Source organism: Xenococcus sp. PCC 7305, assembly GCF_000332055.1.
In the GTDB taxonomy this organism is placed as follows: Bacteria; Cyanobacteriota; Cyanobacteriia; order Cyanobacteriales; family Xenococcaceae; genus Xenococcus.
In genome coordinates, this window is sequence record NZ_ALVZ01000146.1 from 14,813 (window position 1) to 29,139 (window position 14,327).

Annotated in this window: 10 protein-coding genes; 8 read left to right on the forward strand and 2 right to left on the reverse strand. The window is 39.0% G+C overall.

Annotated elements, in window-relative coordinates; translation table 11 throughout:
* Nucleotides 1-35: 35 nt before the first annotated feature.
* Complete coding sequence (locus tag XEN7305_RS08560) at nucleotides 36-572, reverse strand: NADPH-dependent FMN reductase (protein WP_006508998.1); 537 nt, start codon at nucleotides 570-572, stop codon at nucleotides 36-38.
* Nucleotides 573-798: 226 nt separating this feature from the next.
* Between XEN7305_RS08560 and XEN7305_RS08565 the strand changes: the two genes are divergently transcribed.
* The 7 genes from XEN7305_RS08565 to XEN7305_RS26535 are packed head-to-tail and all read left to right on the forward strand — an operon-like array spanning nucleotide 799 to nucleotide 9,890.
* The gene (locus XEN7305_RS08565) at nucleotides 799-1,074 is read left to right on the forward strand and encodes an acyl carrier protein (RefSeq protein ID WP_006508999.1); all 276 of its coding nucleotides are present in this window, start codon (nucleotides 799-801) and stop codon (nucleotides 1,072-1,074) included.
* The gene (locus tag XEN7305_RS08570) at nucleotides 1,074-2,204 is read left to right on the forward strand and encodes a glycosyltransferase family 4 protein (RefSeq protein ID WP_006509000.1); all 1,131 of its coding nucleotides are present in this window, start codon (nucleotides 1,074-1,076) and stop codon (nucleotides 2,202-2,204) included. The genes XEN7305_RS08565 and XEN7305_RS08570 overlap by 1 nt, the downstream gene beginning before the upstream one ends.
* 31 nt (nucleotides 2,205-2,235) lie before the next feature.
* The gene (locus tag XEN7305_RS08575; RefSeq protein ID WP_006509001.1) at nucleotides 2,236-2,916 is read left to right on the forward strand and encodes a sulfotransferase family 2 domain-containing protein; all 681 of its coding nucleotides are present in this window, start codon (nucleotides 2,236-2,238) and stop codon (nucleotides 2,914-2,916) included.
* On the forward strand, nucleotides 2,916-3,500 hold the full coding sequence (locus XEN7305_RS08580; protein WP_006509002.1) for a sulfotransferase family 2 domain-containing protein: 585 nt from the start codon (nucleotides 2,916-2,918) through the stop codon (nucleotides 3,498-3,500). Before XEN7305_RS08575 ends, XEN7305_RS08580 begins: the two co-directional genes overlap by 1 nt.
* A gap of 9 nt (nucleotides 3,501-3,509) precedes the next feature.
* Nucleotides 3,510-4,262 carry an LPS glycosyltransferase gene (locus XEN7305_RS08585; protein WP_006509003.1) on the forward strand — a complete coding sequence of 251 codons (753 nt, stop codon included), beginning with the start codon at nucleotides 3,510-3,512 and terminating at the stop codon, nucleotides 4,260-4,262.
* Nucleotides 4,263-4,871: a sulfotransferase family 2 domain-containing protein gene (locus XEN7305_RS08590; protein ID WP_006509004.1), complete on the forward strand. Its 609-nt coding sequence runs from the start codon at nucleotides 4,263-4,265 to the stop codon at nucleotides 4,869-4,871.
* A 27-nt stretch (nucleotides 4,872-4,898) separates the two neighbouring features.
* Nucleotides 4,899-9,890, forward strand: a complete 4,992-nt coding sequence (locus XEN7305_RS26535; RefSeq protein ID WP_006509005.1) for a condensation domain-containing protein — start codon at nucleotides 4,899-4,901, stop codon at nucleotides 9,888-9,890.
* Nucleotides 9,891-9,894: 4 nt separating this feature from the next.
* Here the strand turns inward: XEN7305_RS26535 and XEN7305_RS08600 are convergent, their stop codons facing one another.
* On the reverse strand, nucleotides 9,895-12,795 hold the full coding sequence (locus tag XEN7305_RS08600) for an RNA helicase (protein WP_006509006.1): 2,901 nt from the start codon (nucleotides 12,793-12,795) through the stop codon (nucleotides 9,895-9,897).
* Nucleotides 12,796-12,994: 199 nt separating this feature from the next.
* Here XEN7305_RS08600 and XEN7305_RS08605 point away from each other — a divergent pair, with 199 nt between their 5' ends.
* Complete coding sequence (locus tag XEN7305_RS08605) at nucleotides 12,995-14,188, forward strand: alanine--glyoxylate aminotransferase family protein (RefSeq protein ID WP_006509007.1); 1,194 nt, start codon at nucleotides 12,995-12,997, stop codon at nucleotides 14,186-14,188.
* Nucleotides 14,189-14,327: the final 139 nt, after the last annotated feature.

The window sequence follows — 14,327 nt, forward strand, 5'->3', positions numbered from 1 at the left end:
ATAAATTCTTGTAGGGTGAACTTTTGACTGCCGCTTTAAAATCGAAGTTTCTTGGTGTTTTCCACTAAACTAAGAGCAAAAGCATCAACTCTTTCTGCCAGTTTTTCATCAGTTAATTTTCCTGCTTTATCAAAAGCTTTCCAAGCCTGTCCGATCGCGATTTGCTCAGGAATGACCCAAGCATGTACCCAGCGCATAATAATTCTCAGTTCATTCAGGGCATTACTGTTAGATTGCCCGCCTAAAACACTGATCATTCCTGTTACTTTGCCCGACAAATGCTCGAAACTCATCAAATCCAAGGCATTTTTCATGACCCCACTCACGCTGCCGTGATATTCGGGAGTAGCTAAGATTAAACCATCGGCCTCTTTAACTTTGGCTTTTAAGATCTCCACATCAGGATAATCGGGATATTCATCCCCACCATTACAAAAAGGTAATTGCATTTGTTTAAGATCGAGAATCTCTACTGATGCACCCAAAGCTTCAACCTTACTAGCTGCAAGTCTTAAGGCCATCTCACTATAAGAACCTTGACGCAGACTGCCGATAATTCCTACTATTTTCATTTACTTACTCATACTCATAATGATTATGTATAAGATATCAGATCTTTGCGGTTCTTGCCCGAGTTTCTGGAAGCCAGAAAATAGTAAGTTGCTTATTCGTTAAGTTTTCTTAAAATATTCAACTATTAAACAAAGTCTGCGGTTAGCCTGTTGGCTGTCTTTTCTCGGTATTTTCCGAACGAGAAATTGTTATTTAAGGTTCGCAACAAACATATTAAGTTCAGCTATGTCTAATCTAACTATCTCTGATACCATAGTGAGTCAACTAAAAGAAATAATGGCGAGTGAATTGGATCTCAATCTGAAAGTAGAGGAGATTGATGAGAATGCCAATTTACTAGAAAGTGATATGGGAGTTGATTCTCTGGCGATCGTAGAACTGATTTATTTAGTAGAAGAACATTTCAAGATTGAGTTTATCGATGATGAATTGACTCCAGAGAATTTCGAGACTTTAAATATTCTGGCAAATATAGTTTCTAGTAAGCAAAAAAATAATTAATGTCTAAAGTACTAACAGTTGCCCATATTATCCCTGAACTTGACATTAATATTATGGGAGGAGTTGGTAGGTTTTTACAAAATTTAGTGAGATGTCTTCCTCGTAATGCGGTTAAAACAATAATTTTGTCATATAAAGCGCAAGAATCGGACAAACAGTTTTTTCAAGATTTAGGTGTTACTGTCTTTAGTCGGTTAACTCATAACCAAGAGGAAGAAGGCAATTCCTTAGAGGTTACTCAATGGATGATCAACACTCTTAAGCAAATTAAGCCAGACATAGTTCAAACCAATGCTTTCTGGGGGGATACCTTAGGAAGATTAGCGGCACAAAAAGCTGGGGTTCCCGTAATAGTTGTTCGAGAAAACAATGTAAACCTCGGCGAAATAGGCAGACAGAAAAAGATGAAGCATCGTCTGGCAAAAATCACTGATGCTGTCGTCTGTGTTTCCGAAGCTGTTAAGCAATATGCCCATAAAGTGGAAAACATTCCGCATCATCGCCTACAAGTGATCCACAATGGTGTAATGCTTAATCAGTATTACTTTGACGGTAATTTACCAAGCCCAAGCCCTTGGGAATTTGTCTTTGTCGGTAGATTAGAACCACAAAAAGATCCTTTGCTTTTGATTGATGGGTTCGCCGAATTGATTCATAAATATCCTCATTGTCGCTTATCAATTATTGGGGATGGTAGCTTACGAGAAGAATGCGTAACTCAGGTTGCAAAACTAGGCATATCTCAGTCCGTTAGTTTTTTGGGCTATAAACCAAAACCTTGGGATTGGGTGAAATCGAGCAGCGTCTTGATTATGACTTCTTGCCATGAGGGACTACCAAATACTGTCTTAGAAGCTATGGCTTTGGGGGTTATTTCTATTGTGCCAAATCTTCCTGTAATGAGTGAGATAGCTAGAGCAGATTTAGAAGCTATATTCTATGAGCTCGGCGATCGCGGGCAACTAGTAACTGCTATCGAATCAGTATTAGAGATGACTGTAGAACAAAGAATTCAAATAAGTAGAGCAGCCAGAAGCAGAGTGGAAAAAGATTTTGATGCTCAGCAGATGGCAGATAAATACTTGAGCTTATATCAAAAGCTTTATGCAAATCAAGTATTAACTGTATAAAACATTAAACTTACTTATTAATTTAAGACTTATGATTATATCTAGAAAGCATAAATTTATTTTTATAAAGTCAAAAAAAACTGCTGGTTCCAGTATTCAAGCTGCTCTTGCTAAAGTTTGTGACAAGACTGATTTAGTTACAGGACTTCTCAGCAGCAATTATTCAATTCTCGATCAAAAAAGAAAGCATCAAATAAGCTACAACTTATTAAAAAATAAACAAAAGCTTCTTGAGCCGCCCCTAAAAAGACATATTACGTCCCATATTCCTCTAAAGAAACTAAAGTCTACATTAAAAGATGAGTACAACAATTTTTTTAAATTTGCTTTTATCAGAAACCCTTGGGATTTAGTTGTCTCGAAATTTTTTTGGAATAAACATATTCATAAACATGATTTTGACGATTTCCATCAATGGTTATGGCAAGAATATCAATTTGAAATCTGGAAGGCAGATCAATTACATTTATATACTCATATTGATGGCAAGTATGATTTGGATTTTATGGGCAGATATGAGAATATTGAGCAGGATTTTCAGTATGTTTGTGATCAGCTTCACATAGGAACTTTAAAGCTGGGAAATGAAAAGAGAATTTCTCGAAAAAGAAAGCATTATACAGAATATTATTCCGAGCAAGATCAACATCTTGTAGCAAGATTATTTCAAAAAGATATCGATTATTTTGACTATAAATTTGGAGAGAACTAATGCCAATTTCTTATCGGAATAAGTTTATTTTTATTAAAATTAATAAGACTGCTGGCACGAGTATTCAATCTTGTATTAATGAATCAGTTGAAGACTTACAAGAGACAGGCCATCGTATTCTAAGAGATTATAAAGTTAACTACCAAGATTTTTTTAAGTTTACTTTCGTAAGAAACCCTTGGGATAAAATGGTGTCTTTTTACCATTTTCACCGTTACAGAAGGTTTGACTTGTTACCTAGTAACAAAAAGCCATCATTCAAAGAATTTATAACAACTGAGATGCATAATCTAGAATTTACTAAACACCAAGGTAAATCTTCTCGAAGCTTTAGAATGTCAAATCAATTAGACTGGATAAGCGATCATAATGGCAAGATAGCCATAGACTTTATTGGTAGATACGAAACTTTGCAATCAGACTTTGAGCTCGTTTGTGATGCTCTGCAAATTCCTAGAAAAATATTACCTCACAAGGTTAAGTCTAGACATAAATCCTATAGAGAATACTACGATGCTCAAACTCAAGAAATAGTCTGCCAACGGTTTCGAAAAGACATTGAATATTTTAAATATGAATTTTAAAAATCAACTATGAGTAAATATGCTGTTATAACTTTAGCGATCGGATACCAAAGATTTTGGAAAAGGACTCATGCCATCATGAGAAATTACGCCGACAAGATAGGAGCCGATTTTATTAAGATAACCGAGAGAAAAATTCCCAATTCATCAGAATTTACTACTGGATATAATTTAGAAAAATTTCAGATCTATAATTATCTATCAATTTATGACAGAATCATCTTTTTTGACGGCGATATTGTGATTCATCCCCAATGTCCGAATCTATTTGAACTAGTTCCAGAAAATCGCTTGGGTGTGGTCTGCGAAAATGCGCCTTGCTACGACAGAAGTTTTACTTTCCAAAAAGCCTGCAATTTTTATGGTGCAAAATATCCAGGAAATTCTGAGAATTGGTTTAATGGCGGCATGATGGTTGTGTCGCAACCTCAAAAGAAACTTTTTATTCCCCCCAAAAAGATTAGAGATTTTCCCGCAGAACAAGCTGATGGTGCAATATCTCACAATTTTGTCTGGTTGGATACGCCTATGCTAAATGCTTGGAGAATCATCAAGAATATCGAAATCAAAAATTTGGGATTTAGATTTAATTATGTCGGCTCCCTCAAGAGTTTGACTAATAAGCCTTTTGAACCAGAAGATGCTTTTATCTTTCATGGTTCTGGATTTGAGAAACCCTATATTTATAAAATGATTAAAAGCTGGTATGGGGCTTTGAGTCCTTTTCAAGATACTGAGAGTCTTGCTGCTAAGGAGAGATAAATGATTATTTCACATCAATATAAATATGTGTTTTTACATATTCCAAAAACTGCGGGAACTAGCATTCAGGTAGCTTTGGGGTTAAGAGCAGGCATTTTGGGAAGACGCTTGGCAAATAACTATACTTTGATCGGCGAAACTCAGCATCATGTTGTGCCAGAAGAAATACCTCAAGATTATTTTGTCTTCACTTTCGTCAGAAATCCTTGGGACAGAATTTTGTCCTACTATATGTTTCGCAATGAACCGAGAAATTCGCGCCGACTATCAATTCATCCAGAAGAGAGAATAATTACTTTTAAAGAATGGCTCAATAGACTAGATGAATTCAAAAAATATAGACGTATAAATCCTGCATTTAAGATTGCTATTCAACCCCAAATGGATACTATTAATGATTATCCAAACTTTATAGGTAAATATGAAAATCTAGAAGAAGATTTAAAGTTTATTTGTCAGAAAATAAACCGAGAATACAAAACTTTTAAAAACGTTAATCCTACGACTAAAAAGAAAAAGCATTATAGTGAATACTATGATGATGAAACCAAAGATCTAGTAGCTGATTTGTACAAAAAAGATATTGAATATTTTGGATATAATTTTTAAAAATTCTCAAATATAAATTACTTACAAATGGAAACGTCGCCCACAGATAATAATAAAAACAAAGCTGACTCACAAAAAAAAATACCTAATTTATGGAAAAGTATTAGAGCAAATGTAAGATATAAACATCAATCTTTTCCTATTTCATTAGCCTCACGTAATGTTAATCTTCCCTTGTCTTTTAATCAAGAAAGACTCTGGTTTATTGAACAACTGCAATCAGGTACTTCTATTCATAGCATGAGTTGTAGTATCAAATTCGATAGTGCAATTAATGTCACAGCTTTAGAGCGAAGTCTTAGAGAAATTATTCAACGCCATGAAATTTTGCGTACTGCATTCCAATCTGTAGACAATAATCCAGTTCAGGTTATCAGTCCTGCCATCGAAGTTAATTTAAAGCTGATAGATCTGCGAGCATTACCTGAAAAGAAACGCCAAAAAGAAGCTAAAAGAATAATTGCTGAGGATAAGAAAAAGCCTTTCGATCTCACTCAAGCAGGATTGTGGCGTTTCCAACTGCTGCGCTTGGAGGAAGAATCATATTCACTATCAGCGCGAATTCATCATATTATTTTCGATGCTTGGTCTGGTCGTATCTTCAAAAAAGAATTATTAGCACTCTACGAAGCTTTCTCCACAGGCAAACCTTCACCGCTTCGACCCTTGCCAATTCAATATGCAGATTTTGCTCAGGCTCAAAGAGCTTGGCTACAGGGTGAAGTGTTAGAAAATCAGCTTGATTATTGGAGACAAAAATTTAGTGGGAAAATTAGCCCTCTCAAGTTGCCAATTGATTATCCCAGAACTAATGCTACTAGCGATCGCGGTGCCAGCCAGAAGTTAATATTCTCCCCAGAACTTACTCAAAATCTTAAAGCGCTAACTCGTCAGGAAAATATTTCTCTTTTTGTGACTCTTCTAGCAGCTTTTCAAGTTTTGCTCTATTGCTATACAGGACAAACTGACCTCATTCTCTCTTCTCCGAATGCCAATCGTAATCGAGTTGAAACCAAAAAACTGATTGGCTATTTCAATAGTATTTTGGCATTGCGTACTAATTTGACAGGTAATCCTAGTTTTAAGCAAATACTAAGTCGTGTTAGTCAGGTTGTTCTCGAAGCGAATAACTATCAAGATTTTCCCCTCGACAAACTTTCAGACTTGCCCAATCTAGCCAATATTCCTCTCTGGAGATGTATGTTCGGCTTGCAGAATATTCCTGGCAAGAAATTAAACCAGTCAACTGTTCACAAAGCCAGTAATGTAACCAAAAAATCAGAAAAGACCGTAAATTTTGATTTATATTTGTCTATGAAAGAAAAGGATGGACAACTAAAGGCAGGATTAAAATATAAGACCGATCTTTTCACCGCAACTACTATCACTCAGATGCTAGAGAATTTTCAAACTCTACTAGAAACTGTAGTTGCCAACCCCAATATTTGTCTAGAAGAATTACCCTCACTACAACAAGAATTCTCTATTGACACCTCAAAAATAACCAAAGTATTAACACAACATTCCCAGATAGAAGACAGCATAGTTTTAATTCAAGAAGATACACAAACAGAAAAGCAGCTTGTTGCTTATGTTATTCCCTCTCAAAAGCAAGTTCTCAAATCAGATGAACTACGCTCTTGCCTCAAACAACAGCTACCTAATTACCTAGTTCCTTCGGCTTTGATTCTCATCGAAGCAATCCCTTTAACTCCTGAGGGAAAAGTAGATAATAATGCTTTAAATACTTATTACCAAATTAGACAGCAATCAGCACAAGAATATATCGCTCCTCGCACTTCCACAGAAAAAAAACTAGCAGAAATTTGGACAAAAATATTATGGTTAGAGCAAGAGATTGGGATCTACGATAATTTTTTCGCTCTTGGTGGACATTCCCTCCTCGCTGTTCGTTTAGTCACAGAAATTGAGAAGACATTCAACCAAAAACTACCGTTAAATCTTTTTGCGCAGCTAAGTACCATCGCTGAACTGGCTAAGCTTCTTGACCAAGAACCAGCAGCAATTTCTAACTTTTTCCCATCATTAAAACACCCAGCTCTAACAAATGAAATATACCATCAACTACTCGCCTATACCTCGGGATGGCCAGGAACCAGAGTTAACCCAAACTCTTTGGTCATTGGGATGAATACCAAGGGGACTAAGCAGCCACTTTTCTGGTGCTTACAAGGTTTTAGGGAATTATCCCAATTATCTAAGTATTTAGGAGCCGAGCAACCCACCTATGGGATGCGCTCAGCTCACCTAATAGCAAAATACACTCCAGATAATATTAGGGCGATCGCAGCTCAATATGTTTCGGAAATTCTGGCGATTCAGCCCCATGGCACCTATCTCTTGGGTGGCAATTGTCAAAGTGCCAGCATTATTTTTGAAATTTCCCAACAACTTCAGAAGCAAGGTAAGACTATAACTTTACTCTGTTTAATGGAACGATTTATTCCTGAAGTCTATTCAGGTAGAGTAGCTCTATTTTTCGGTCGCGGGAGTCGCTTTAATCCTTACAAAAAATTTCGGAATCCCCAATTAGGTTATCGCAAGTTTTATACAGGAGAATTCTCCTTAAATATCTTTCCTGGGGAACATGGGCGATTTTTTAGTGAGCCGAACATCCAAATACTTGCTGATAAATTAAATACTGAGATCGATAAAGCTCAGTCAGCATCGGTTGCGAATAAGCTTTCTCAGGAAAAATATCAAATATTGCCGTTAGCCGCCTATCAAGCAAAAATAGTTCCTAAAAAGTCACTAGATTTATTAGAAGTAACTACTGAAGAACCATTAATAGTTTCATTTAGCGTTACAAATATCAGTTCTATTACCTGGAAGGCAACTGATAGTAGTGGAATCAGACTAGGAAATCATTGGTTAGACTCCAACGGTAAAGTTATTTGTTGGTTTGATGGTATAGCTAATCTTTACCAAGATATCTTGCCAGGAGCTACTGCCAGTTTGAAATTAAAAGCTATCCCGCCACAAAAGCCAGGCTCTTATCAATTAGAATTAGATTTGCTCGAAGAAGGTGTTACTTGGTTTAAAGACAAAGGTTCGGAAACTACGATAATTGAAGTAGAAGTAAAATCTCCCAATCGTGAATCCTTGATGGAAGTAGCAGAACATGGATTCCCTTTGATAAAAAGCCGCTCTAGAAAACTGAGATTTCCCTATCCTCAACTTGAGAACTTGGGTCCCAATTTTATTGGGGCCACTGGAGGTTCGGGAACTCGTGTTGTGGCTAAAATTGTTAAACAAGGCGGCCTATTTCTTGGTAATAATTGTAATGAATCTGAAGATTCCCTAGATATATTAGGTGGCTTTTCAACAGGAAGAATGATTGCCCACTGGCAAAAACCGATGCCAACTGAACTATACGCTCAGATGGTTCAAAAACTGGAAAACGGTTTGACAAAACTTTTGGCAGGTTTGCATTCAACTCAAATGCTTCAATCCTGGGGTTGGAAAGTCCCTCCCAGTATTTTTAGCATACCTTTTTTACATAGTCAGTTTCCCCAGATGAAATGTTTACATCTGATTCGTGATGGTAGAGATATGGCTTACTCTAACAACCAAAATCAATTAAGGTATCTAGGTCCTGTGGTTCTAAATGTGGAAGAACTTTATTTGAGTAACCCGTTACAATCAATCGCTCTATGGAGTAAGCTTAATCTTTTAACAGCAGAATATGGGGAGAAATATTTGCCCGATCAGTATTTGCGGATTCGCTTTGAAGATCTCTGTTTGCAGCCAATTCCCACGATTGAACGTATTTTTAAGTTCTTTGGGTTAACAGATGACATTGAGCAAATTGCACAAACCGAAGTAGCCCCACCTAATTCTTTGGGGCGTTGGCAAGCTCAAGACCCAGAGATACTAGCAAAGCTTCATCAGATTGGAAAAGTCGCATTGGAAAAATTTGGTTATGTTGAACAATCTCCACAGTTAAATGATCGGAAATCTCAGACAAAGATATTAGAATCTAAGAACTCTGGATTTTATCTTCAAAAAGGTCATTTTTATTATGAAAGGGGTGATATGGTTAATGCGATCGCCAATTATCAAAAGGCGATACAACTAAACTCTCATCAACCTGTTGAACTGTATCAAAATCTGGGGATTGCGTTAACTAATCAAGACAAGTTTACAGAAGCGATCGCAGCTTACCAAAAAGCTCTAGAATTAGAACCTGATAATGCAGATATTTATTTTTTGCTGGCAACGATTCAAACCAAGCAAAAGAATTTAGTTGAAGCAGCCACTAACTATTACAAAGCTATTGAGCTGGAACCAAAAAATTCTTGGTTTTACAAAGATTTGGGTCTAGTCTTAACTTGCTTAGATCGCTTAGAAGAATCGATAGAAATTTATACGAAGGCCATCACCTTAGATCGAGATAATTCCAGTTTTTATAAGTATTTGGGTTCAGCCCAGATCAGAACAGGACATCCAGAAATTGGAGTTCAATCTTACGAAAAGGCAAAAGAGCTGAATCCTGAACAATCAGAAGTTTGTGAGACGAGGATGAGCCAAGATTATCGAATATTAGGCAATAATTATCACCAACAAGACAATCCTGAAGCTGCGATACTGGCTTATCGTTGTTGCCTAGAATTAAAACCAAATCAATATGGAGTTTATCTGTCTTTAGGCAAAAATTTGCATAAACTCAATCAAATAGCAGAGGCGATCGCAATTTATCGTCAAGCGATCGCACTGGTTCCTGAAAACCCCTCGGCTTACCAAGCTTTGGGTCAGGCGCAACTCAACTCTGGAGATATTCCTGGTGCGATCTCATCCTATGAAAAAGCCATTGTCTTGGACTCTAAACCATCTTTTGCTATCTATAAAAAACTGGGAAATATTCTGAGAACAGCAGGGGACATCGAGGGTGCGATCGCCGCCTACACAAAAGCTCTTGAATTAGACCCTGACAACAAAATTGTCTGGCAGAGTTTAGCCAAGCTCAACCAACAACAGCAGAGAAAAAACAATATTTAAAACTCTAAATTGGGAAGCGTTTCATCGCCGATACGGCATCTCTGGCATTATTGACTAAACCACTGGGAATATAAGGAATTTGGGGGATTTGCAGGAGCACATCAATAGTGCGTCGCAACATTCGCACAATGTCGCCTTCTGCCAGATTGGTGTTGTCGCATAGCTCATTCCATTCCACACCCAAGGCCCAATTTTCGGCCAGTCCCACCAGTTCATATTCTCGCCAAATAGGACAACCAACACCATAGCGATGTTGTACCTGAAACAGATGAGGACGTAATTCCCGCAGAGTAGAAGTGGTAGCTTCTTGTTCTGGCTGACGACGTTGAATCCCCAAAGCTTCTAGAACTTCTGGTGCTGGGGCATATTCACACCAAATATCTCCCCGAGGAGTTTCGGTCACGAGTGCTGATACTGCAGCGGCTAAATGATGAGGTGCTAGGTTATCCAGTTCCCCTGATCTAAATGCGATCGCCAGCCACAGTTCATTATCCCCTCTAATAGTTGCTGCGGCCTGGCCCAGCGCTGTAGGGTTATAGCCGTCAAGGGCGGAAAATTCCTGCAAAACTTTAATCAAATTCAGAAAATCCTCCCAATAATAGGATTGATTTAATTTATGCTTTTGGTATTTTGTTTGGCTTTTATGGAGTTTATTCCGCAAGAAGTCCCGTTTTTGCTGTTTTTTCAGCAATTGATTGAGGTTTTTGTATTGATTGAGCGGGTGAGCGTCTAATCGTTCCTCAATCTGCTCTATTTTCTGCTGTTGCTCAATAACTTCTGGGGCCGGGGCTTGGGGAATAATATAACTGCTGAGATTATGAGCCACAATCGCACTAGTTTCGCCCCCTAATTGTAATTTTCCAAGACGAGGTTTTTCCAAATGGGGTAATAAGACCGATTCTAGTTCTTGAAGGGGTACTTCTCCTTCATTGATATCCGTAATATCAGCATTTGCTGCGACATACCAATTATTGTCACTACCCAAACAGACTAGGTTGTCAGCTTGCCCAGAACCGGGAACTTTAGTGACCAGAACTGCCGCTAAAGGAGATGAAACTCTAATATGTTTGCCTTTGAGTCCGACAATTCGCCCAGGGGAGAGCATGGCAATTAGAGGCTTGATCTCCTTTTTTCTGGAGGCTTCTGCTTGTTGCTTGAGGGTATCAAATAGTCGACTTTCCTCATGGAGTCGTTCTTTGATTTTCTGATAGCTAGCAAAATCACTTTGGGAAATCATGGCCAATTCAACATCGAGTTTGGCCATTTGAGTCGTAATTTCTGCGATCGCCTGTTGTTCGGGAGCTAGTTTCTTTTGTGCTAAATATTCTGCGAAGCTTTTTGCGAGTAATTCTTTAACTTCGTTTAAACTATGTTTCTGTAACAGATTGAGCACCATGCCATAGGAAGGCGTAAAGCGACTCATCAAAGGCTCAGGACTAGATGTCGCCAGATAGACAGCTTCGGGTGCACCCTCAAAGGGAGTTTGCAGAGTCACTACATGACCAACCGGATCTTTGCCCCGACGCCCAGCCCGACCTGCAATTTGCAGAAACTCTGAGGGGGTCAACATGCCATGTCCGGCATCAGTGCGCTTGGACAGAGCTGAGATAACAGTGGTTCGAGCAGGCATATTAATTCCTGCGGCGAGGGTTGCCGTGGCAAAAACAATTTTGACTAATCCCAGCTCAAATAATCTTTCGACCAATTCTTTCCAGGCAGGCAATAGTCCTGCATGGTGGGAGGCAATACCTCGCAAAAGAGGTTCGACCTGTTCAATTTTAATGATTTGTGATTGGGCGGTCAGAAATTCCCATAGCAAATATTTCTGATTGGGATTAGCCGTTAGATAGCTCGAAAGATTGCTCGCTGCATCGTTGTTCGCGGCTAAATATTCTCTGATTAAGCTATGAAGCTTGGGGTTATCCTGGGTGAAATGATCGAGCAAGGCTTGTTGTAATGTTTCATTATGATCGAGAAAGAAATGCAACAAAAAACCTTCTATCTGCTGTGCCTCCTCGGCCTTTACCAGACTAATATTGTCTAACTGTTCCACGGCGCGATCGCATCCTCGACGGCTGAAGATGATATAAATCGCTGGAAGCATATCCTTAACCTTCAGCTCTTGTAATACCCTAAAAGTATTGGGGCATTCTTTGAGTTTCAGTCTTTTTCTTTTGCTGCCTCGTTTGGGGATTAAAGATTTTAGCTTGGGATTGAGTTTGGTCTGTTTACTGTCGAGCAAAGGATACATCTGATTGCGATCGCAAAAGAAATAGCGCAGGGGAACCGGACGAAAATCAGAATTGACTAATTGACAATCGTATTGGCGCTGATTATTCTGGTTTCTCACCTGAACTATCCAGTCCGTTAATTCTTCAGGATTACCCACCGTAGCTGATAATGCTACCAATTGGATTTGTGGAGGGGCATAGATAATGCATTCTTCCCAAACCGTACCTCGACCGCGATTCCCGAGATAATGACATTCATCCAAGACCACTGCATCCAAATTTTCTAGCGAGGTTCCCACTTGGCCAATGGGGGTTTCGTAGAGCATATTCCGAAAGATTTCGGTGGTCATGATGATAATATCTGCGTTGGCATTAATGATAATATCACCGGTAATCAAGCCTACGCTGGCGCCATTATAAGTGCCAAATTGATTTTGAAAATCTCGAAACTTTTGATTCGAAAGAGCCTTTAATGGTGTGGTGTAAAAAACTCTTTTTCCCCTAGCCAAAGCCCGATAAATCGCATATTCGCCAATCAAAGTTTTTCCTGAACCAGTGGGGGCGCAGACCACTACGGACTTATCCGCATTCAAAGCAGCGATCGCTTGATGTTGAAACTCGTCTAATTCAAAAGGAAATAATTCTGGTAAATTTAATTCAATAGTAGATTTCATCTAGTTTTATGGTTCTTAGATCTTCTATTGTAGTAATTAATGACCCTGAGTTTCGTAAAACTATTCTAAAATCCCTTGGCGATTAGCCACAAGCGATAAGCAGTTAAATAACAAAAATAACAATTACTATCCTTATCCGTTAGGTTAATGTACCTAAATCGCAGTACACTAGAAGGAAAACTTGTGATTACCAAAACTTATGTCTGTTGCACCCATACCCACTAAGTCTTCAACCTCTCAATCTGTAACTACTAGTCCTAGTGTTAGCGATCGCTATCGTCTTGAGACAACTCAACTAGATATGCCTCCTCGCATTTTGCTCGGGCCAGGGCCAGCAAATGTTCATCCTAGAGTCTTAGGAGCTTTAGGCGTGCCTCCGGTGGGACATCTTGACCCCACATTCCTCAAGCTGATGGATGAATTGTGCAATCTTTTGCGCTACGCTTGGCAAACTGAGAATAAAATGACCATTGCGGTTAGTGGGACAGGTAGTGCTGCAATGGAAGCAACGATCGCGAACTCGGTAGAACCAGGAGATGTTGTCCTGGTAGGAGTTAAAGGCTATTTTGGTCATCGCTTGGTTGACATGGCAGAACGTTATGGTGGTGATGTTAAACAAATAAACAAGCCTTGGGGTGAAGCTTTTACGCTCGAAGAAATCAAAACCGGTTTAGAAACCCACAAACCTAAAGTATTAGCTTTGGTTCATGCAGAGACTTCTACAGGAGTCCGTCAACCCTTAGAAGGAGTTGCTGATCTTTGTCATCAACATGGTTGCTTACTATTGGTAGACACAGTTACAAGTCTTGGGGGCGTACCTCTGTTCATCGATCAATGGGGGATTGACCTCGCCTATAGTTGTAGTCAAAAAGGTTTAAGTTGTCCTCCAGGGGCTTCACCTTTTACGATGAGTGCTAGAGCCTTAGAAAAACTCCAAAAACGTCAATCGAAAGTGCCTAACTGGTATCTCGATATGTCTTTGCTAACTAAATATTGGGGTAGCGATCGCGTATATCACCATACAGCGCCTATTAATATGAACTATGCGTTCCGCGAAGCATTACGTTTGGTAGCAGAAGAAGGATTAGAAGAACGTTGGGCTAGGCATCAGAAGAATGCCGAATTATTTTGGGAAGGTTTAGCCGACATGAATTTAGAATGTCATGTGCCCAAGGAAACCCGTCTCCCAACTTTAACCACTGTCAGAATTCCTGATGGAGTGGATGGAAAAGCAGTCTGTCGTAAATTACTCAACGAATATAATATCGAAATCGCTGGTGGATTAGGCGATCTTGGTGGTAAGGTGTGGCGCGTTGGTTTGATGGGATACAACAGCCGCCCGGAAAATGTTTTGTTGCTTTTGAATGCTTTGAAAAAAGTGATTTTCGCTTAAGATAAATTTAGCTCATACTAAGTCGCGTTCTAAAGTGTAATTTTGCATCTCGCGCCAAGAGGTGCGACCCCGCGGAATTGGAAATCCGCAAGGGAACGCGCACCTAGCAAAGACGCAAAGCAAATTAAAAATGATCTTA